The organism is Tangfeifania diversioriginum, assembly GCF_900141875.1.
In the GTDB taxonomy this organism is placed as follows: domain Bacteria; phylum Bacteroidota; class Bacteroidia; order Bacteroidales; family Prolixibacteraceae; genus Tangfeifania; species Tangfeifania diversioriginum.
On record NZ_FQZE01000001.1, the window covers coordinates 110,783 to 132,791 of the forward strand.

At 44.5% G+C, this 22,009-nt stretch carries 17 protein-coding genes; 7 read left to right on the forward strand and 10 right to left on the reverse strand.

Annotated elements, in window-relative coordinates; all coding sequences use genetic code 11:
• Window positions 1-36: 36 nt before the first annotated feature.
• From BUC07_RS00535 to BUC07_RS00560, 6 genes are all read left to right on the forward strand, one after another.
• Window positions 37-645, forward strand: a complete 609-nt coding sequence (locus BUC07_RS00535) for a hypothetical protein (protein ID WP_073163962.1) — start codon at window positions 37-39, stop codon at window positions 643-645.
• Window positions 646-750: 105 nt separating this feature from the next.
• Entirely contained in the window at window positions 751-1,350 is a 600-nt protein-coding gene (locus BUC07_RS00540; protein WP_073163965.1) for a TetR/AcrR family transcriptional regulator, read from the forward strand.
• 28 nt (window positions 1,351-1,378) lie between these two features.
• Complete coding sequence (locus BUC07_RS00545; protein WP_175552436.1) at window positions 1,379-2,689, forward strand: TolC family protein; 1,311 nt, start codon at window positions 1,379-1,381, stop codon at window positions 2,687-2,689.
• 11 nt (window positions 2,690-2,700) lie between these two features.
• Window positions 2,701-3,753 (forward strand): efflux RND transporter periplasmic adaptor subunit, encoded by a 1,053-nt coding sequence (locus BUC07_RS00550; protein ID WP_073163971.1) that lies wholly within the window; start codon window positions 2,701-2,703, stop codon window positions 3,751-3,753.
• A 36-nt stretch (window positions 3,754-3,789) separates the two neighbouring features.
• Window positions 3,790-6,927, forward strand: a complete 3,138-nt coding sequence (locus BUC07_RS00555) for an efflux RND transporter permease subunit (protein WP_073163973.1) — start codon at window positions 3,790-3,792, stop codon at window positions 6,925-6,927.
• Between the two features lie 9 nt (window positions 6,928-6,936).
• Window positions 6,937-7,230, forward strand: coding sequence for a PG0541 family transporter-associated protein (locus BUC07_RS00560; protein WP_073163976.1), 294 nt, complete (start codon window positions 6,937-6,939; stop codon window positions 7,228-7,230).
• Window positions 7,231-7,366: 136 nt separating this feature from the next.
• On the opposite strand, the gene BUC07_RS00565 is transcribed toward BUC07_RS00560, so the two are convergent.
• Together BUC07_RS00565 and BUC07_RS00570 are read right to left on the reverse strand one after the other, a co-directional pair.
• Complete coding sequence (locus tag BUC07_RS00565; RefSeq protein ID WP_139279427.1) at window positions 7,367-7,822, reverse strand: hypothetical protein; 456 nt, start codon at window positions 7,820-7,822, stop codon at window positions 7,367-7,369.
• 8 nt (window positions 7,823-7,830) lie between these two features.
• The gene (locus tag BUC07_RS00570) at window positions 7,831-8,106 is read right to left on the reverse strand and encodes a GIY-YIG nuclease family protein (RefSeq protein ID WP_073163982.1); all 276 of its coding nucleotides are present in this window, start codon (window positions 8,104-8,106) and stop codon (window positions 7,831-7,833) included.
• Window positions 8,107-8,459: 353 nt separating this feature from the next.
• Between BUC07_RS00570 and serA the strand changes: the two genes are divergently transcribed.
• Window positions 8,460-9,692 carry a phosphoglycerate dehydrogenase gene (gene serA / locus BUC07_RS00575; RefSeq protein WP_073163984.1) on the forward strand — a complete coding sequence of 411 codons (1,233 nt, stop codon included), beginning with the start codon at window positions 8,460-8,462 and terminating at the stop codon, window positions 9,690-9,692.
• Between the two features lie 66 nt (window positions 9,693-9,758).
• On the opposite strand, the gene BUC07_RS21555 is transcribed toward serA, so the two are convergent.
• The 8 genes from BUC07_RS21555 to BUC07_RS00615 all read right to left on the reverse strand — a co-directional run bounded on the left by BUC07_RS21555 (window position 9,759) and on the right by BUC07_RS00615 (window position 21,949).
• Window positions 9,759-10,448, reverse strand: a complete 690-nt coding sequence (locus tag BUC07_RS21555) for a CPBP family intramembrane glutamic endopeptidase (protein ID WP_073163986.1) — start codon at window positions 10,446-10,448, stop codon at window positions 9,759-9,761.
• Window positions 10,449-10,508: 60 nt separating this feature from the next.
• The gene (locus tag BUC07_RS00585) at window positions 10,509-10,949 is read right to left on the reverse strand and encodes a hypothetical protein (protein WP_073163989.1); all 441 of its coding nucleotides are present in this window, start codon (window positions 10,947-10,949) and stop codon (window positions 10,509-10,511) included.
• Window positions 10,950-11,103: 154 nt separating this feature from the next.
• A complete protein-coding gene (locus BUC07_RS00590; protein ID WP_073163992.1) occupies window positions 11,104-11,703 on the reverse strand; it encodes a hypothetical protein in 600 nt (199 codons plus the stop codon).
• A gap of 426 nt (window positions 11,704-12,129) precedes the next feature.
• Window positions 12,130-13,761, reverse strand: a complete 1,632-nt coding sequence (locus tag BUC07_RS00595) for a sulfatase family protein (protein ID WP_073164353.1) — start codon at window positions 13,759-13,761, stop codon at window positions 12,130-12,132.
• A 131-nt stretch (window positions 13,762-13,892) separates the two neighbouring features.
• Complete coding sequence (gene bglX, locus BUC07_RS00600) at window positions 13,893-16,190, reverse strand: beta-glucosidase BglX (RefSeq protein WP_073163995.1); 2,298 nt, start codon at window positions 16,188-16,190, stop codon at window positions 13,893-13,895.
• 137 nt (window positions 16,191-16,327) lie between these two features.
• Window positions 16,328-18,127 (reverse strand): family 43 glycosylhydrolase, encoded by a 1,800-nt coding sequence (locus tag BUC07_RS00605; RefSeq protein WP_245792584.1) that lies wholly within the window; start codon window positions 18,125-18,127, stop codon window positions 16,328-16,330.
• A 4-nt stretch (window positions 18,128-18,131) separates the two neighbouring features.
• On the reverse strand, window positions 18,132-20,531 hold the full coding sequence (locus tag BUC07_RS00610) for a glucoamylase family protein (RefSeq protein WP_073163998.1): 2,400 nt from the start codon (window positions 20,529-20,531) through the stop codon (window positions 18,132-18,134).
• Window positions 20,532-20,533: 2 nt separating this feature from the next.
• Window positions 20,534-21,949 carry a glucoamylase family protein gene (locus tag BUC07_RS00615; protein WP_245792586.1) on the reverse strand — a complete coding sequence of 472 codons (1,416 nt, stop codon included), beginning with the start codon at window positions 21,947-21,949 and terminating at the stop codon, window positions 20,534-20,536.
• Window positions 21,950-22,009: the final 60 nt, after the last annotated feature.

Below are 22,009 nucleotides of genomic sequence, written 5' to 3' on the forward strand. Positions count from 1 at the left end.
AAATATCTTTCTTTTTAAAAAACAGTGCCTGAAACAATGCTCATAAAACTTGGGATTTTGCTGGTAGGCTTCACCTATGCAGGAGTTTTACCTTATGCTGTAAAGCGCAGTATTCAACACATTAATTTCGATTTAAAAAAATACACACTCAGCTTTTTAAGCAACAAAAATCTTTACGGTAAAAAATATGTTCGCGCGTATAAGCGCCTTTTATTTGGTACAGCTATTTTAAATTATCTCTTCTTTTGGCTGCTTTCTCTTTTTTACGATTTAGGTGAATATGAGCGTTTCATGCAGCAAATCGACTACAGCTTTGCGGTTTTGGCCCTGCTGGCATTTGTTCCCCACAATATTTACCCGTTTAAACGGGAAAACCTGAAAACCAACCTGCAACGCATTATTCATAACTTACTGGCTGTTATTGTGTTTCTTTCGTTGCCAACACTTGTTGTTTTATTTCAAACGGCCATTTTACCTGAGCTATGGTTTCTTGGAGTAACCGGATTGGCAATTATTGGCGGAACCGTTTTGCTTACCGCTTTTTCCGTAATTAAAACCGGAGTTAACGGAGTAACTGAAATGCTTTTCATTAATGGAATCAGCATCTGGAGCATTTTTGTTACCACCCTTACACTTGTTAGTTAATTTCATGTTATGTATTTCTGCTTTCACCGATAAAATCACCCTTTTTGTAGAAAACTTTCAGCGTTTTTTAAGTTTTCCCCTAAATTTGTGCCAAATTCAAAATGAATGGAATTACAGGAAAAAATTATAGAGGAAGCCACACACCAATATTTCCAGTATGGCATACGAAATGTTACAATGGATGGAATTGCCACCGGGCTGGGCATGTCAAAACGCACTGTTTACGAAATATTTAAGGACAAAAACGAATTAGTACACGAATGTCTTAAAAGTATAAAACAAAAACACAATGCAAAAAATCAGGAAATAGTTACTACATCAACCAATGTAATTGAAACCATATTCTCTTTTATGCAGGAAGGAATTAAATCCATGAACGCCATTAATCCGGTGTTTTTTCGGGATATGGAAAAATTTTACAACAGCACCTGGAAAAAACTTAAGGAAGAAAATGAAAAAGAAGGCTTCATGCTGACAACTGAATTGCTAAAGAAAGGAATCAAAGAAGGGCTGTTCAGAGAAGATATTAACATCCAGATTGTTTCAAAACTTTTCCATGAGCAGATAAACCTGCTGGCCAATGAAGAAATTTTTCCACGCGATGAATTCAATTACACTGACGTATTCCAAAACCTCACTATTAACTTTATGCGGGGCATTTCAACCCAAAAAGGAATTGACCTCATCGATAAAATACTTGAATAAATTAACATTACAGATAAAACAATTTACCATGAGAAGAAAACAGATTGTAACCGTAATTTTAGTGTTGTTGATGTGGGGCACAACCTCCGCCCAGGAGAAGCTGACGCTCGACCTGGAAGCCGCCAAAGAGCATGCCCTCAACTACAACCTCACCATAAAAAATTCGGGGCTGGCAGTTGACCAGTCGCAGCAACAATTATGGGAAGCCATTTCGGCCGGGCTGCCACACATAAATGCCTCGGCCGATTACTCTAATGCTTTGGGGGCCGAAATCAGCATTCAGTTCGACGAGAACGCACCACCATCGACAATTCCGATTAAGCCCACCAGTAATTTTAACCTGAATGTAAACCAGCTGCTTTTTAACGGCGGCTACATTGTGGGAATACAAACGGCAAAACTTGCCGAAAAACTCGCTGAAAAAAACCAGTCGAAAACAAAACAGGACATCGTGAGCCAAGTCATTGAAGGTTACTACCTTGTTTTGCTTTCAGAAGAATCGTTAAAAATACTGGAAACCAATATTGCCAACCTGCGCGAAATTTACCGCAAAACCGAACCCATGGTAAAAGTGGGAATGATTGAGGAGCTGGAGCTCGATCAGCTGTCGGTTCAGGTAAATTCGCTCGACAATGCGCTGAAATCGGCCGAACGCCAATACGAAATGGCCAAAAACCTGCTGAGGGTACAGCTGGGAGTTACAGCAGAAACCGAACTGGAGCTCACCGAAACGCTTGCTGAAGTAATGGATGAAAAAAACACAGCCGAACTGCTAATGGAAACTTCATTCGACGTGGCTGAAAACATTGACTATCAATTAATGGACGTTCAGGAAGAGATGACCGAAAAGCAGATAAAAATGCAGAAAGCCAATTATTTGCCCACACTTTCAGGTTATTACAATTACACTGAAAAAATACTGAAACCGGCATTCGACATGTCGCCAAAACACATGGTTGGCCTGCAAATGGACATTCCCATTTTTGCAAGTGGCGAAAGGCGCTCCAAAGTACGGCAGGCAAAAATTGATCTGGAAACCACGAGAAACAACAAAGCCCTGCTCGAAGACCAGCTTTCTATCCAGTACAAACAACTTCAGTTTAACCTGCGCAGCGCATACGAAAGTCATGAAACACAACAAAAAAATGTGGAAGTTGCAAGAAGGGTTTACGAAAACATAAAACGAAAATATGAGCAGGGTATGATTTCAGGAATTGAACTTACCACTGCCGACAACAACTACCTGCAGGCCGAAACCGAATACCTGAACTCGATGCTGGAAGTACTGCAGGCACAAAATGCACTCAATACACTCACCGGAGAAGTAATTAACAATTAAAGAATAATCAGATGAAACAGAATCGTATTTTAACAATTTTATTCACCCTGGCAGTTGCCGTGCTTGCTTCGTGCTCGCAAGGCACGCAGGAAGAGACTTCAGCTGCCGGCAATGAGCAGCAAAAAGAACCGGTTGAAGTTATAAAACTGCAACCTCAAACTATTGCCCGCTCGGTTGACTACCCGGCAACATTAAAAGCTTACGAAGAAGTGCACCTGGTACCGGCCCAACCCGGTCGCATCGAGGATATTTTTGTTGAGGTTAGCGACAGGGTAACCAAAGGTACTCCGCTGGTACAAATGGATAAAACCCAGTTGCATCAGGCCGAAGTACAACTACAAAACCTGAAAGCTGATTTCAATCGCCTCGATACATTGAAACAGTACGGAAGTGTTGCGCAACAACAATACGACCAGGTAAAAACTCAATACGAAGTGGCCAAATCAAACGTAGAATTTCTGAAAGAAAATACGCAGTTGCTGGCACCTTTTAACGGAGTAGTATCAGGCCGTTATTTCGAACCCGGCGAAATGTATTCCGGTACACCCACCACAACGACCGGGAAAGCCGCGGTACTTTCCATTGTTCAAATCAACCGTTTAAAAGCCATCGTCCCGGTTTCAGAAAAACATTTCCCCCAAATAGAAAAAGGGATGGAAACAAATATCAAGGTTGATATTTATCCGGATACAGATTTTACAGGTCGTATCGAACGTGTCCATCCAACCATCGACCCTGCCAACCGGACTTTCAATGTAGAAATGGTTATAAATAACCGTGAAGGGTTGCTGCGCCCGGGAATGTTTGCCCGCATCGAATTTGAACTCGATAAAGAAGAAGCACTGCTTTTGCCATCAATGGCAGTACTGAAAATGCAGGGATCAAATAACCGGTACCTCTATGTGGAAAAAGATGGCAAGGCTCACCGGATTTCTGTAACAATAGGTGACCGTTTCGATGACAACATTGAGGTGATATCCGACGAACTGGAAATGGGCGACAATGTTATCATAACCGGCCAGTCCCGATTACTCGATGGAGTGGCCGTTGAGGTTAAAAACTAAAAACTGGAAGAACCTCATCATCTAAAAAAAAATAATATGAGTATATATAAAAGTGCTGTAAACAAACCGATTACCACATTAATGATCTTCACAGCCGTTGTGGTAATGGGAATCTATTCGCTGGTACAGATCCCTGTGGATTTGTATCCCGAAATGGATCCGCCATTCATTTCGGTAATGACTACCTACCCGGGAGCCAATGCCAGCGACATAGAAACGAATGTGACCAAAACCATTGAGGATGCCCTCAACTCGGTTGATAACCTGAAAGAAATTACTTCCACATCATCTGATAACCTTTCGGTAATTAATCTTGAATTTGAATGGGGCTCCAATCTCGACGAGGCCACCAACGACATTCGCGATGCAGTTGACCTTGTCATTGATGTTTTACCAGAGGAAACAGAACGACCGCAAATTTTCAAATTCAACACCAGTATGATGCCCATTGTATTTTATGCAGTAACGGCCGATGAAAGTTACCCGGGCCTGGAAAAAATACTGGATGAGAAAATTATCAACCCATTGAACCGTATTGAAGGAATTGGTTCAATTGGTATAATGGGCGCTCCAAACAGGGTTATTTATGTGGAAGCGGATCCATACAAGCTGGAGGCACACAATCTTACCATCGAGCAAATTGGCAACACCATTGCTTCCGAAAACATGAACCTGCCCTCGGGAAACGTAAAAATGGGTAAACTCGACTACCAGTTGAGAATCCAGGGCGAATTCAATACCAGTTCGCGCATCAAGGACCTGGTAGTTGGCAACCTGGCCGGCAAACCGGTTTATGTGCGCGATGTGGCAACGGTACGTGATTCAATTAAAGACCTTTCGCTCGATGAAAAAATCAACGGGGAAACAGGTCTGCGCCTTTTTGTGATGAAACAATCGGGAGCCAATACAATGAAAGTGGCACGTGAGGTAAGAGCAAATATGGTTGACCTGCAGAAGGAACTTCCGCCCGATGTGAAAATAAACCTAATAATGGACACCTCCGAATTTATTGAAGGGTCCATCAACAACCTGTCGCAAACTCTTATGTGGGCCCTGCTCTTTGTGATGCTGGTAGTGCTGTTCTTTTTAGGCCGGTGGCGGGCAACCTTCATTATTGTGCTCACCATCCCTATCTCGCTGATTGTAGCCTTCCTTTTCCTTTTTATTACCGGAAGCTCAATCAATGTTATCTCGCTCACATCATTGTCCATTGCCATTGGTATGGTGGTTGACGATGCCATTGTAGTGCTCGAAAACATTACCCGCCACGTGGAACGCGGAGCAACTCCGCGCGAAGCTGCCATTTATGCCACCAACGAAGTTTGGCTCGCGGTAATTATTACTACACTTGTTGTGGTAGCCGTTTTCTTCCCGCTTACACTTGTGGGCGGCATGACAGGGGTTATCTTCAATCAGCTCGGTTGGATTGTAACCATTACCGTTGTAACCTCCACGCTGGCTGCAATTTCGCTCACTCCCATGTTGTCATCAAAATTCCTGAAATTGCGCGAACGCAAGAAAAAAGCTCCGGCTTTAAGTTACGAACGCACTATTGAAAGAGGCTTGGGAGCTCTCGATAATTTTTATGAAAGGACACTTCGCTGGGTACTGCGGCACAAAGTTTTCACCTTGCTCGCAGCGTTAATCATTTTTGTAGGTTCAATATTTTTACTGCAGTTCATCAGCACCGATTTTATGCCGGAAACCGATGAAAGCCGTATTACAGCCGAAGTAGAACTGCAAACCGGTACCCGTGTGGAAGAAACCATTAAAACCACCCGTTACCTCGAAGATGTAATTCAGGAGAAATTTCCGGAAGTGGAAATCATGGCAGCATCCTCAGGCTCTGACGACGAAGGCGGCATGTTCTCGCTGTTTACCACAACCGGTTCAAACATGATTAACTTTATGATGCGCCTTTCTGACATCGAAGACCGCGAACGTTCGGTTTGGGAAGTTGCAGATGGCCTTCGCCAGGAAATTGCAGCTCTCCCCGAAGTAGTAAACTTTTCGGTAGAAACAGCCGGGCAGGGTCTTGGCGGCACTTCCAATACTGTTGATGTTGAAATTTACGGGTACGATTTTGACGTGACCAATGAGCTGGCGGAAGAATTTCGCATGAAAATGGAAAATGTACCCGGAGCCATCGACGTTCAGGTAAGCCGCAAAAACGACAAACCGGAACTACAGTTTGTACTCGATCGCGACAAGCTGGCTCTCCACGGACTTACCACAGCGCAGGTTTCAACCAATATCCGCAACAGAATCAGTGGAATGGTTGCCTCTCAATATAAAGAAGAAGGCGAGGAGTACGATATCCGCGTGCGATTGAAAGAAGAGTTCAGAAACTCAACCACCGAAATAGAAGAACTTTCGATGGTAACTCCGGCAGGAACAAGGGTCCGGCTCAAAGAGCTGGGAGAGGTGAAAGAGTACTGGTCGCCGCCAAACATTGAACACAAACGCCGCGAACGGATCGTAACCGTCTCGGCCAAACCCGACCGTATTGCGCTGGGTGAACTGGCCAACCGGATTAACAGTGAGATTGAAGATATTGAAATCCCACAGGAAGTTTTAATCAATGTTGGCGGGGCTTACGAAGATCAACAGGAATCGTTCATGGATCTCGGGCTGCTGATGGTTATCAGTTTAATACTTGTATTCATTGTTATGGCCTCGCAGTTTGAGTCATTTGCTATGCCTTTCGTAATTATGTTCTCCATACCATTTGCCTTTACCGGAGTAATTCTGGCGCTCTTTATCACCAACACAACATTAAGTTTGGTGGCTGCACTTGGCGCAGTATTGCTGATTGGGATTGTGGTGAAGAACGGCATTGTGCTCATCGATTTTACCAACCTGATGCGCGACCGGGGAATTGAACTTTACGAAGCTATTGCCATCTCCGGCAAATCAAGGTTGCGCCCGGTACTTATGACCGCTGCCACCACCATTCTGGGAATGCTGCCGTTGGCACTCAGCACAGGCGAAGGAGCCGAAATATGGCGTCCGATGGGAATTACAGTAATCGGTGGCCTGCTATTTTCAACGCTGGTAACTATGGTTATTGTACCGGTGATGTACGGCTTACTCGCTCACCACGGCGAAAGAAACAAGAAAGACACAGTTAAAAAACAATTCCGTTTCATGAATGGACTGGAACCAAAAAATTAGTTATTAAAAATGAAAGCAGTAATGATAATATTCAACCAGGCCAACACCGAGCGCGTGGAATACATGCTCGAAAAATTGGAAATCAGAGGTTACACCTGGTGGAAAGACGTAATGGGCCAGGGAAGCGAAACCGGCGAGCCCCGAATGGGCACTCATACCTGGCCGGAAATGAACTCAGCCGCAATTACAATGATTCCCGATGAAAAAGTGGACATTTTACTGGAAGCAGTGAAAAGACTCGACGAAATTAATAAGGAAGTCGGAGTTCGCGCTTTTGTCTGGAATATTGAAAGAACGGTATAAAACCTATTGAAACTACCGTCGGTGTCGCTTTGAGCGACACCGACGGTCAGCCAACAACGAGCGAGGGTTTCGCCACAAGCGAAGCCCTCGCTTTTTTGAGCCTCTCATCCAATGACTTGGAGTCATCGGATGAGTTTTAATCACCTTTAATATTAATGATATACTGCCGGGGCACTTCCTTATTCACCAACTTCCCGTTTCTAAAACCGGCATAATCACGCGCTGAAGAAAACTCCCAGTCAGTTGCTTTCTGCACCAAACCCGCTTTTACCGGATTTTGATGGATATAGTGAAAGCACATTTCGGGATACTGCTTTTCGGGATTCGTAATGTTTATTTGCGTGCCTGAACTTGTATTGTAAAATGATGGAGTAATTCCATCTGAGCAGGTGATGCATTCGGCTTTTGTTTTCTCGCGGATAAGTTTTCCACTTCTGTTGTATTTTTTATTTATTGCGTTTGTATAGGAACGTAACATAATACCAATTGAATCGTTCAAGGTTCGCATCAGTTCACCACCGTCGGCGTCGCTTCGAGCGACACCGACGGTAATCTTGTTTCCCAACACCATAAAATGAAAATGATTGGGCATTCACCCTGTCAAATAAGATTGCTTTCTTTATACCATTGTTTCAACCTGTTTTTTAAATACATCTTACCATAGTGAGTCTTCAAATATTTTTCTCTTTTGGTTGCATCCTGCTGATTCAAGCATCCCTCAAAATAGATTAAAATCATAGGAAGCCTGTTCCTTGTTGATTCCACTTGTCCTGAGTTGTGCTCATGCAATCTTAATTTTAAATTTTTTGTGTAGCCTGTATAGTTTTTTCCATCTTTTTTACTGTGCAGCACATAAATGTAATAGTATTGTTCCATTTGTAAAATTTAAAATTATTTGACAGGGTAAAGACACCACGCAAAAATATCGACATAAGGCAACAGGTAAATCCTCATTTTCCGTAAGAAGTACAGGTAATTTTCGCGGTCGAAGAAAATTTTCTGGCGATTGTTGCCCTGATTATAAATGTGATAAATGTGTCCATCTTCAAATTGCATGGTTAAAATAGTTTAATTTTGAAATCAACAATTCCGTTCATCGTCGGCGTCGCTTTGAGCGACACCGACGGTTTTTTATGCATGTGCAATTTAACAAAACCAATCATAAAAAAATCCAGTTAATCACGCAATTAATTCAACATCAATTGTATTTTTGAAAAAAACCGAAAACCATGGCAAAAAAATTTTCGCTCGACAAAAAATTCATTAAAATTTTACTGCTCGAAGGCATCCACCCTTCATCGGTTGAAAGCCTGAATGCGGCTGGTTACACCAATGTGGAATACCTGAAAACGGCGCTCGATGAAGCAGAGTTAGAAGAAAAAATAAAAGATGTGCATGTAATTGGTATCCGCTCCAGGACGCAGCTCACTGAAAAGGTACTGAAAAAAGCCCGTAAACTTTTTGCCGTGGGTTGTTTCAGCATTGGCACCAATCAGGTGGATTTGACCGCTGCCAAACAAAAAGGCATCCCGGTTTTTAACGCTCCGTTTTCCAACACCCGCTCGGTAGCCGAACTGGTGCTTGCCGAAACCATTTTGCTGATGCGCGGCGTACCTTCAAAAAACGCAGCAGCCCACCGGGGCGAATGGCTGAAATCGGCCAAAAATTCGTATGAAGTCCGGGATAAAAACATTGGGATTATCGGTTACGGACACATTGGTTCGCAGGTTTCCATCCTGGCCGAGTCGCTGGGGATGAATGTTTATTTTTACGATATCGAGAAGAAACTTTGCCTGGGAAAAGCGCATCCCTGCCATTCGCTCGACGATCTGCTGAAAATTTCGGATGTGGTTACGCTGCACGTTCCTGACACAGAAAACACGCGCAAAATGATTTCCAAAGATCAGCTTTCAAAAATGAAGAAAGGTGCGCTGCTGATTAATGCTTCGCGCGGAACGGTTGTGGATTACACGGCGTTGACAGAAGCGCTTAAAAGCGGCCACCTGGCTGGTGCAGCCGCCGATGTTTTCCCGAAAGAGCCGGCTTCGAACAACGAGAAATTTCATTCAGAACTCCAGGAGTTTGACAATGTTATTCTCACGCCCCACATTGGCGGAAGCACCTCGGAAGCCCAGGAAAATATCGGGAAGGAAGTGGTTGAAAAACTCATCCGTTACAGCGACAACGGTTCCACCATCGGTGCGGTAAACTTCCCGCAAATATCACTGCTGCCCAACCGCGAAAAACAGCGCTTCCTGCACATTCATAAAAATGTGCCGGGCTTGCTGAAAGACATCAACGATGTGTTCACCAACAAAGGCATCAACATTGCCTCGCAGTACCTGCAAACCGATGCGGATATCGGCTATGTAATTGTGGACACCGAAAGCGACATGAGCAAAACCATCCTGCGGGAACTCAAAAAAGTGCCGCATACAATTAAGGCGCGGATGTTGTATTGATTTGAAATTAAGGATGGACAAAACTCAGGCTTTGACTTTAATTTAAATTCAAAGACTAACAATGCCTTATATCATATATCTCACCCTTGAAAACAAAACAAGGTAATTGCTTATTAAATGTGCAATTATGGTAATCCAGATATTTCGTCTTTTTTGATATACGTAGGAATAGATTAGGCATTGTGGTAAAATGACGATAAAATTTGTTGGCGAAAAAAGGTGAAAAAAACTCCAGGAAACCCCATTTATCATCCAGGTATATTTCTTGAAAGTTTTGTACTGAAGCTCAAAAAGATATCCCCTGAAATAAAATTCTTCAGCAAATACTCCAAGTGTTAAAACCAGTCCAAAAATAACAGTGGAAATTATTTGTTCCTTCTCAGAAATATGTACTATTGAAAATCTTTTAAATATTTTAAAATCAAAATATGTAAGAAAGTCAATTTCCGAAACCAGAGAAGTAGTAATTTTGGACAGGACAACAATCAGAATAATCCAAAGGATATCCTCAGGTTTTAATTTTCTTCTAAGAAAACAAAACCAACAGTCTTTTTTGTCTTGGTTTTGCCGGATTAAATGATTCCTTGCCAGCCATAATATCCCCGCAAAACCAGTTAAGTTAATTAATTGACACAAAAATATTGTCCAAATATTTATATAACCAATATGAACAACGGAAATATTTATGCCTAAAATCCCTATTGTCAGTAACAATAGTTCAATATACCACGGTAATCTCCTGTAAAAAAGATTCATTTATTTATCAAATAGTTGTCCCCTAAATCTACCGGGGTAAGGGTTTCGGTTTTTTCTTTTCTATTTAACCTTCACCCATTTTTCATCGATATGCATTAACTGCAGTAACCCTGGTTTGTCTTTTACATTTGTTGTGTAAAACCCATATAAATGAAGTGTATCATTTTTGATACGATAGTTATAGGTGTACGCCAAATTCGATAGCTTCCCGGAATTGTCTGCGTGGATTGTTACCAACGTAGTATCGTTTGGCAGCATAAAAACGCCCTGGTTAAACGGACGTGGCATATCATTAACGTAAACCTCCCCTTTAAAAGTGTTGTCTTTATTGAACTTCCAGTCACGATCCGTTGCCATCTGAGGATTCGGCAGGCCGTTTGTTTTTCCGGAAACCATTTGCCACCGGCCATAAATACTTTGTTTTTTTGCGGGTAACTTAGCTGAAAGTAAAGTAATTAAAAAAAGGGAACACATTAATCCCCAAAAGATTCTGTTTTTCATTTTTTGAATAGTTTTAGTTAAAGCAGCGAATTATCAACGTTTCATCAGCCGACTGTGCCATTTTTTGTTTTTGTACTACTTAAATTTATCCCTTTAGAAACAATAACCTGGCAAACATCCAGAAAAAATTCCGGCAATGGTTCAATTGCTTAACCTAAATCTGTTTTAGATACCGTTCTTTTGCCTCTTCCGGGGTAATATTTTGTAAAGGACGTGTTATCCATTTACCGTTTTTATTTTTAAAACTTATCATGTCCACTCTTCCTGCATAAGAAAAATGACGCAGGAAGAGTTGGCCATCATCCCCTTTTGTAAAATAAGGAAACCAACCGAAATTGGCTTTCTCAAAAAGAATCTTCTTGTCAACTTTTTTTGATTTGATGTTATACTCATAAATATATCCGTTCATACCATAATGCATGAATTCTTCATCTTTTTCCCAAATAAAAATATACACCCTATTCATTTCATCATCAACATAAAGGCTGGGTACCATTTCCGGATTCTCGGGGTCAATGTAAAGTTGGTCCTTCAGTTTAATTTTTAATTCCTTACCGCCTGTTTTTACTTCAAATTTGTAGGCCGTTTTAAAAAATGGTGTCCCATCGGCATTCTTTCGAATATCTGTTTTATCTTGTTTCAGAAATGTAATAATTTCATTCTGATCACCTTGTTTTTTCCCAAATTCAATCCATTGGCAATTTGCCATTTGTGCCATAAAAAGACACAGCACTATTATTCCAAATTTTTTCATTTTAGTTAAAATTTAATTGACAATATTTAAACGTGAATTCAATATGCAAAATAGCTGGTTGTTCATTTAGCTGGTTGTCAGTTTATTAAAATAATTTAGTTTCGTTTAAGTTTTAGTTTATGCCCGACGGAAAAATATGTGGGTAGTAAAATCAGAAATTAATTGAGGTACTTCCATTATGTCTTATTTTTGGCCGGTTAACGAGGAACCGGGAGTTTACGACAACTAAAATAGCGAGGCCAGATGTAAAATAAAATATGTTAAAAAACACAAAAACCACTGAAAGCCAGAGAGAGAGAGAGAGAGAGAACAAAAAACATGTTATAAAACAATAAAAACGAAGGGTTACCTTTTATTGTAAAACAGAATATATAAAGATCGGCCTTTCTTAAAATGATCTAAAATCACAGGTGATAATCAGGTTAGTTAATTCACCGGATTTGTAATCCCCCGTTCTTCGTACATCCGGATAAATTGCTGGTCAAGCGAATCGGAATCTTTGTATTTTTTGCGAATGTCTTCCAACTGCATTTTGAGTTCTTTTACCACATCTGCGTATTCCGGATCGTCGTACACATTGTTCAGCTCCAGCGGATCGGCGTGCCGGTCGTAGAGTTCCCACTCATCGATATCGTAATAAAAGTGCGCCAGTTTGTACTCCCTGGTCACCATTCCGTAGTGGCGTTTTACCATGTGGAATCCCGGGTATTCGTAGTAATGATAATACACAGCGTCGCGTGTCCACTCATCGGTATTCCCGGTAAGCAGCGGCATCAGGCTTTCACCCTGCATATCGTCCGGTGCTTCGATTCCGGCCGCATCGAGGAATGTCTGTGCAAAATCGAGGTTTTGCACCATCTCATCGGAAACTGTTCCCGAAGCAATTTTTCGGGGCCATTTCACAAGCAGAGGCGTTTTAAACGATTCGTCGTAAATAAACCGTTTATCGAACCAGCCGTGTTCACCGAGGTAAAACCCCTGGTCGGAAGTATAAACCACAATCGTATTTTCGCTCAGCCCGCTCTCTTCGAGATAATCCAGCACGCGCCCCACATTTTCATCCACCGATGCAATGCAGCCGAGGTAATCCTGCATGTAGCGCTGGTACTTCCACTTCATCAGATCGGTGCTGTCCATCTCCGGGTACATTTCGGCAAACTCCTCGTTTATGGGACCGTAAACTTCATCCCACGCAGCTTTCTGCTCATCGGTAAACCGACCGTATTTCTGGTTAAAAACCCGTTTCCCCCAGTCCGATTTTTCATGGATTCCCAGATCATCCGCCACGTCAGGATAAATTTTATTGTCGGCCGAAATGGTCATGTGCTTCAAAATACTCATCTCAGCTTCTTTGGCGGCCGTTCCGCGGCCCGAATAATCGTCGAACAATGTTGGCGGCTCGGGAAACGTTTTTTGGGTAAATTCCTTAAAATGACGCGGTGCCGGCAACCACTCGCGATGCGGCGCTTTATGGAGATAAAACAGCAGAAACGGTTTTTCCTCATCGCGTTTATTCTGAAGCCATCCCAGTGTTAAATCGGTAATGACATCGGTCACATATCCCACGATGCTGGTATCGCCATCTGCCGTAATAAAATCGGGGTTGTAATAATCGCCCTGCCCCGGCAGAATCATAAATTCATCCACGCCTTTCGGATTGTTTCCGAAGTGCAGTTTGCCGAACATGGCGGTTTGATATCCGGCATCCTGAAACAGTTGCGGAAACGTCACATTGGTGGTGTCGAACGGATGGATGTTGTCGATTTTACCGTGAATGTGCGCATGTTTTCCGGTGAGAATAGTGGCCCGCGACGGGGCGCAGATGGAATTGGTGACACTGGCGTTGGTAAACAAAATTCCCTCATCGGCAATCCGGTCGATATTGGGAGTGGCAATCAGTTTATCATCGTACGCGCTGATGGCCTGGTACGCGTGGTCGTCGCTCATGATAAAAATAATGTTGGGACGATTGGGTTCCTGCTTTTCTGAGCTGCAGGAAAGCAACCCCAAAAAGGTTGTCAGTAGTACAATTTTGGATAATATTGCGGTCGTTTTCATCCTATTCATAATTTATCGTAAGTTTAATTCTGCTGTCATTTCAATCCCGAGGACCCGGAAGAAGAAATCTCTTCTAATTCAGCAGTTTTCTCCTCCTGCGTCGTCGAAATGACAGTACCATAATAGTTCCCTTATTCGGTAAGGACAAACTCCACACTGTTTTCGGTATTGGAATTTCCGCCCACAAATGCAATGAAATCTCCCGGTTCTGCATAAAAACTCATATCAGGATGATAAAAGCCGAGGTCTTCAGCTTTCAGTGTAAACGTTACCGTTTTGGTTTCACCTTTTGCAAAAAATACCTTTTTGAAGCCCTTTAACTCTTTTACCGGACGGGTAACTGTGGCCACCACATCGCGCACATACAACTGCACAATCTCCTCGCCATCAAAATCGCCTGTGTTGGTCACATCAACCGAAATTTCAAGTTCGTCATCCAACGCAATCTCACTGTTGCTGAGGGTCACGTTTCCGTATTCAAACTGCGTGTAACTCAACCCGTAGCCAAACGGAAACAGCGGCGAATTTTCGACATCGAGGTAATTGGTTTTGAATTTCTGAAATTCATCGCTTTCCTGCGGACGACCGGTAAAACGGTGCGCGTAATAAATGGGCACCTGCCCCACATTTCGCGGGAAGGTGGCTGTCAGTTTTCCGGAAGGAATGGTTTCTCCGAACAGCACACCAGCAATGGCATTTCCGGCTTCCACACCCGGGTGCCAAACCTGCAGAATGGCATCCGCCAGTTCATTTTCTTCCTCCAGCGTTAACGGGCGGCCGCTCATTGTCACCAGCACCAGCGGCTTCCCGGTTTCGGCCAGGGCACGGATGAGCTTTTTCTGATTTTCAGGCACATCCAGGTTTGTCCGGTTACCCGATTCCCCGCTCATCTCGCTGGCTTCGCCAACCACAGCAACAATCACATCCGCTCTTGCTGAAACAGTTAGCGCCTCGCGAATCATTTCTTCCGGCGATCGTTCGTCAATTTCCACTTTCGGACCGAAAACATTGATTTTTTCAGCATATTCCGGTTCGTCAACAATATTGGCACCTTTGGCATATAATATTTCAACCTCTTCTCCTACCACATTTTTAAAACCATCGATAACTTTTACCGCCAGACTGTGTTCCCCGGTTGGCGCCCAGGTTCCCAGCATGTTGTTTTGGCTGTCGGCCAGCGGCCCCACCAGTGCAACAGTACCCGATTTTTCAAGCGGAAGTGTCTGGTTCTCCTGCCCCGGCAGGCGGGCATTTTTCAGCAAAACAAATGACTCAGCCGCAGCTTTTCGGGCAAACTGTCGGTTTTCATCTGTAAGAATATCGCGATCCGGACGGGCATCGTCAAAATAAAGATAAGGATCGTCAAACAATCCCAGTTTATATTTCGCTTCCAAAATGCGACGGCAGGCCAGGTCAATATCCGCTTCCGTCACTTTTCCTTCTTCGAGCGATTTTTCCAGCGTGGTTAAAAAACCTTCGCCCACCATGTCCATGTCGAGCCCGGCTTTGAGTGCCAGTGCCGAAACGGCCTGCAAATCGCCCAGTCCGTGGGCAATCATTTCGTTTATGGAAGTATAGTCGGAAACCACAAATCCGTCGAATCCCCATTTTTCGCGCAGAAGATCTGTCAGCAGCCATTTATTTCCGGAGGCTGGTACGCCGTCCACATCGTTAAACGACGACATGACACAACCTGCCCCTGCTTCGACTCCCGCCTTGTAGGGTGGCAAATATTCGTTAAACATCCGCATCCGGCTCATATCCACAGTGTTGTAATCGCGTCCGGCTTCGGAAGCACCGTACAATGCCATGTGTTTCACGGTGGCCATCATGGTATTTTCCCTGGTCAAATCATCCTGCTGATATCCGCGGACCATAGCTTCGGCCACGCGTGAACCGAGGTATGGATCTTCCCCGGCACCTTCGGCCACGCGCCCCCAACGCGGATCGCGCGCAATATCGACCATTGGTGAGAAATTCCAGAAAATACCGTCGGCAGTGGCTTCCTTTGCGGCTACCTGAGCTGATTTTTCGATTAACTCCATGTCCCAGGTTGCTGAAAGCCCGAGAGGAATTGGAAATGTGGTTTTGTACCCGTGAATCACGTCGGCACCAAAAATCATCGGAATTCCCAACCGGCTTTCTTCGACGGCCATTTTCTGTGCCTGCCGCAGTTTTTCGGGACCATAAATTCCGAAAATTCCGCCAACCCTGCCGGTTTTAATTTTCTCTTCCACATCGGTACTCACCACCGAGCCGGTAGGAATTCCACCTCCGGGTGTTATCAGGTTCAGTTGCCCGATTTTTTCTTCGATGGTCATTTCACTCATCAGGTCACCGATAAATGTGTCCATTTCCGATTTTTGCTCCTGCTGACCGCACGAAATAAACAATGCAACAGCGGCTGCCAAAAACAATAATTTCTTCATAGTTATCTGATTTTTATTTAATTTCAAAAGTCTTTTTAAACCTATTTTTCAACATGCAGAAAATCATTTTTTTTACCCCGCCCCAAGGGGTGAAAATGATTTTCTTATTTGCCGTTGGATTAAAATAACTTATTCATTCATTCAATTTCTATAATTTCCGTTTTTTCTGATATGCCGTTTTCATTAAACGCCTCAATGGTGAAATAATAAGTTGTGTTTTTATCCAGGTTGCGCATTAGCAATTCGTTGTCATCGTAAACAAGCCACGAATGGTACAATTTGTCGGGAGCAATTCCCCACCGGATATTGTAGCCCTGCGCACTTTTTACTGGGTTCCATGAAAAAGTGGCATTTCGCCGGTCGGATTCACGATTAACATTGAATCCTTTCACCTGGGCTGGTTTTTCACCGGCCCCCAATCCGAACACCCTGATTTCGGACATGGCCAGATTTGGGCCCGGAACTTCAATATTTTTGTATCGTACAAATTTCGCTTCAACCGGCTGGTTGAGCACAATGTAGGCGTTTGGCGAGTCTTTCCAGCTGTTGCTTCTGTCAACCACCGTTTCCCATGTTCCGCCATCTTCTGAAACTTCTATGGTAAACCGGTGGCGCAACCCATCTGTGCGGGTGTAAATGCCTGTTTCGTGATCATGGTAATTGAGTTGGACGGCATAAATCTTTCCCGGGTTCAACATTTCAATTTCCACCCACTGCTTATGGTCATTGGCTTCTGCCACCCAGTAGGATTTTGGACTTTCATCGGTCAGCACCTCCGAAGTAATTTTGCCTTCGCTGTTTTTTTCCAGTGGCATTTCCGTAATATCGTAATCATCATCGGTAGATGTACTTTTCCGAATCTGCATTTGCGAGGAGGAAACCGTGGTTTTTCCTTTGTAGGAAAGCAGCATCCAGCCGTTATGTTGTCCGGCTTTTGTGGGATGGCTGGGTGCAAACCGCGGATAATCGCCGTAATGCGTATCGGAGTGCATCAGGCCTTCATCATCAAAATAAGTTGGGAACATGCACAAGCGGCGCTCCCAGTGCGAATTGGAGGCCAGGGCCATGGTGGCAAAATGCCAGTACTGCCCGTTGGTTTGTTTTACGGTTACCCCGTGGCCGGCGCCGTTGGTAAAACCTCCCGGCTTAAAACTCATCGGGTTGTTTTTCATGTAGGTAAACGGGCCGAGCGGTGTTTCCCCAATATAAACTCCATCGCCATAAACATTGAATTGTGTACCGGGCGCGGCATACTGCAAATAGTATTTCCCATCGTGTTTCGTCATCGACGCGCCTTCCATGTAACCCTCTTTTAGCGTGGGATGAAAATTGTTTTCGCCAAAACGCTCCCAGCCATGCTCTTCTTCCACCAGATTTATTAGTTCTTTTTGCACCCCGGTTTCCAGGAATCGATCGTCTTTATTTAATTCCTTCACACGAATGGGGTGTACATTCGACGACCCCCAGTACAACCAGGTTCTGCCATCGTCGTCGATGAATAGTTCCGAATCCTGAATATTGTTGGTGATGGAAGCGGTGGGTGTCCATTTTCCGCTTTTGGGATCGTCGGTGTAAAGAATGCTCCCATACCCGGCCGGATCGCCGGCAAAGTAAATCACCGAATCTTTGTAATTAAAAGCTGTTGGCGCATTGCTTCCTTCAAAAAACCACTGCGCCGGTTTGATAAACTGCCAGTTGACCAAATCGGTTGAATGCCAGTATCCAAACGAGCGGGTGACAAACATGTAATATTCGCCCCGGAATTCAATGACTGCCGGATCGGCCCCTGAGCGGTAGGAAATATTCCGGCTTGAATTGTAAACCATGTAAGTGTAATCGATATCGAGCGGATTGCAGTAGGTTTGCGGAATTGGCTCCTGCGTGTAAGCAGAAAAACTTATGATTATTAAAAGTGCAGCAAGTATTCGTTTCATCATCTATTTAGTTTTGAATCAGCAGTTTCGTTTTGAAGAATGAATCTCCGCCGGACAATTCAACTACATAAAATCCGGAATCAATACCCGAACAATCTATTTTAAAATTCGTGACAGGCCAGATAAATTCTTCTGTAAATACAGACTTCCCGTCGAGACCTGTTATTTTTACTGTAATTGTTTTGTTCTGAAAAGATGAATTCAGGTTGACATAGAAATAGCCTTCTGCAGGATTTGGATAAACTTTAAATTGGACATTTTCCTGAATTTCTTTCGCTTCTGTTGAAACTTCATATTCAAACCCCAGTTTGTCGAGGCCCGCCTGCAAATCGGCATCTTTCATCACTGTATTCCACAGCAAACCGGTACGGTGGTTTTCCAGCATCACCACAATCGGTCCCTGATCGATGCCGATGTACGCTTTTTGCACCCAACCGAGGTTGTCGTTAAACGCATCGTAGGGGCCGAATTTCCCAAACAAATCCTGACCCCGTTCACGGTAAAAATATTTGAGTGCTTTCATCGATTCTTCGGGTGTGTAGGGCATGCTGGCCAGCGCCGCGGTCGGGCTGATGGTCCCGTTGTCGTTGTGTACCGGCTGGTGGGCTGTGTAACCATCAGGATCGTCGCTGGCTGTGAGCCCCCAGTTTTTGTCGCTGTAATTGGTGTGTCCCTCCGGATTTTCCACCGCATAGGCATGATGAATTTTTGCCGTGTTCACATGTTCCTGCCAGTAGTCGGCATATTTGTCGGATAACCCGTGTGGATTAATGCCGAGATGTGAATAGTGAATCCAGAACAACGGGCCGCCCCAATCGGGTGACAACCGGATTTCGTGGCCGTAAAATGTACGCGGATTCACCATGGCGCCGTTGCCCGCCCAACCCTGGTCGTAAACCACTTTGGAAATGCCGTGCGTTGGCGATGAAGCGGCCATTACATAGGTTACCAGGCACTCATTCCAGCCGGTTACTTTCATGTTTTTCTGGAAGTTGAAGTTGGGCGACCAGTGCCAGAACAGCACATTTTGTCCGTTGCGGTACCAGTCCCAGTCGATGCCGCGCCAAAGCCGGTCGGCTGTTTCACGGATCTGCACCGATTTGGCATCGGTTCCGGCAAAATAATTTTTCAGGGCGATCAGCCCCTGCGCCACAAACGACGTTTCCACAATGTCGCCTCCATCATCGTCTTCCATAAACGGCTGCGTTTCGGAGGTATCGGCATTGTACCAGTGCGACCACGCACCGTGGTGACGCTCGCAATTTTCCAGAAATTCCAGAATTTTCAGAATCCGGTCTTTGATTTCTTCCTGTGGTTTGTATTCGCGTTCGTAAGCGACAATCATTGCCATCAATCCCATTCCGGTGGCACCCGAAGCAGCAGTGCGGCCATTCCCGTTGGAGCGTTCCAATGCCATTCCGGTGGCCTGGTGGGCACCTTCCCAAAAATAACGGAAGGAGGAGCGTTGCACCATATCCATCAACTCGTCGTCCGAAAAATCGCGGATTTGGGCAGATGCTTCTGCCGGTTCCGATTCGTTTCCCTGAAATGCGGAAACCACCCGGTAAATCACTTCGCTGTTTCGTGCCTGTTCAGGAACAAAATCGAGGTAATAATTTTCGGACGTTTCAGCGCGAAGTTCAAAATTCGCTCCGCGGTCGAATGAAGCATAAATCCGATAGGTCAAATCTTCCATGGGAAATTCCCAGTTGAGTTCGGCGTGACTGTCGTAACCGGTTGCTACAAAATTCTCCACGGCAGGAATTTCAGAAAGGCTTTTGAATGCTGAAATTTCATCGACCAAAATCAGCCGCGATGTTCCGTTGGTTTCCGACTGGCGAAACACCACGCCTTTTACAGAAGAAAAGTTGAGAAGGTTGTTATCGCTGTCATCTGTAATTTTGTTTAATGGGAAGACAACCCTTGCCCACTGATCTGCAGAAATATCCTCGTTAAAATCAGCTAATGCATAAAAATTAGAGAAGAGGTCGCCTGTAAAATCATTGTTTGTTGCTGTGAGCCCAATCAGCGGCAAAGCAGATTTTGGAAGCGTCTCTTCAGCGTAAATATAAAACGAAAGCGTATCCAGCCCGGTAATATCAACCGTTGACCAATCATTCCGATAAACAGTGGCTCTCCAGTTTCCGTTTTCGGCTGAAGTATAATTGAATTTCAGGGAAGTGTTTCCTTTCCAGGCATTTGTTGAACAGGGAATTTTATCGTTGTATTGCGGCAACCCCGGTGGGTTAGTATGTTCGAAACTGCTCTCGCCCATGCTTTCCACGTTGACAATGCCCTGGTCATAAAACGTTTCATCTGTTCCTTCGGTGAAAAAGAATGCTTCCTGCGCCCAGACCGAGACAAGCGCAAAAACTAAAATTCCGGTTAAAAACAGCGACCTTAACATGATTATTCAAAATGCGGACTGCTAAAGTCCAGTTTTTTCAATCCCTGCTGCACGTCTTCATTCTGCATAAATAAATTCCACAGTAATCCGGAACGGTGGTTTTCAATCATCACCGGAACCGGCCCCTGGTCGATGGCCAGATAACGTTGCGGATACCATTCATATTCTTCGCTGAAGGCGTCGTAAAAACCGTATTCACCCAAGATTTTATCACTTAGATCTTCGTAAAAATGGCGAATAACCGGCATCACTTCTTCGGGTGCATAGGGAAATGATGAGAGTGCCGCTGTGGGCGAAATCACACCCAAATCGAATGACGGACGGTGCCCGGCGTAACCTGTTTGGCCCGAATTGCCTGTTTCAGGTTTTTCATCGGTTTGGCCATTAAAGTAGCGGGCTGCTCCCGGTACCGAATAACTTGCGGTAAGTCCCCAGCAGTTTTCGCCATAACCTTCGTAATTGTTCGGATTTTCGATGCAATGCTGTCGGTTAATCATGGTGTGGGAAACGTTGAGTTCCCAGTAGTCAGCATATTGGTCGGTCAGGCCGCGTGGATCGAGCCCGAGGTAGGAATAGTGCGCCCAGAACAACGGCCCGCCTTTTTCGGGGTCGGCATGGTGCTTTAACCGCAGCGTATGGCCCCATGTGGTGTTTTCCACAGAAATATCGCCGTTTTGCGCCCAGCCTTCGTGGTAAACTTCGGGCTTAACGGGATGCGTTGGCGAGGCGGCGGCCAGAATATAGGTAATCAAGCATTCGTTGTAACCTGTGATTTTGTGGTTCATTTCCCAACCCACGTTGGGCGACCAGTGCCAGTACAACACATTTTCGCCCTGGGTGTACCAGTCCCATTCCACTTCGCGCCAAAGCCGGTCGATTTTGGCTGCCAGTTGCTGTTCTTCGTCATTTCCGCTTTTAAAATATTCTTTTACTACGAGAAGTCCCTGAACGAGGAATGAAGTTTCCACGAGGTCGCCGCCATCGTCGTTTTGGGAAAAAGGTTTCACTTTTCCGGTTTCGCCATTGAGCCAGTGCGGCCAAACCCCATGGAAGCGGTCGGCCTTTTCCAGGAAATCCACAATTTGCTGAAAGCGTTCGAAGCCCTGCTGCCGGGTAATAAAACCGCGTTCAATGCCCACCAGAATGGCCATGAGGCCAAATCCTGTTCCTCCGGTAGTTACAATATGCTTATCGTTTTGCGGATAAACATCGTCTTCATGAAACCGTTCGCGGGCCATTCCGGAGTTGGGTTCCGCGCCATCCCAGAAATATTGAAAATAGTGGTACTGCACCGAGTCGAGCAGTTGCTCATCAGTTAAAGAAACTGCGCTTTTTATTTCTTCTTCGCTTTTATTTTGTTTTGAATTGGAACAAGCTGCCACGACCAGCAGCAGACCAATCAGTATAAAATTTTTCATCATTTCAACTTTAAAAGAAAGGCTGCCCGTAACTTGCCAGGCAGCCTTTCAACCTACTTC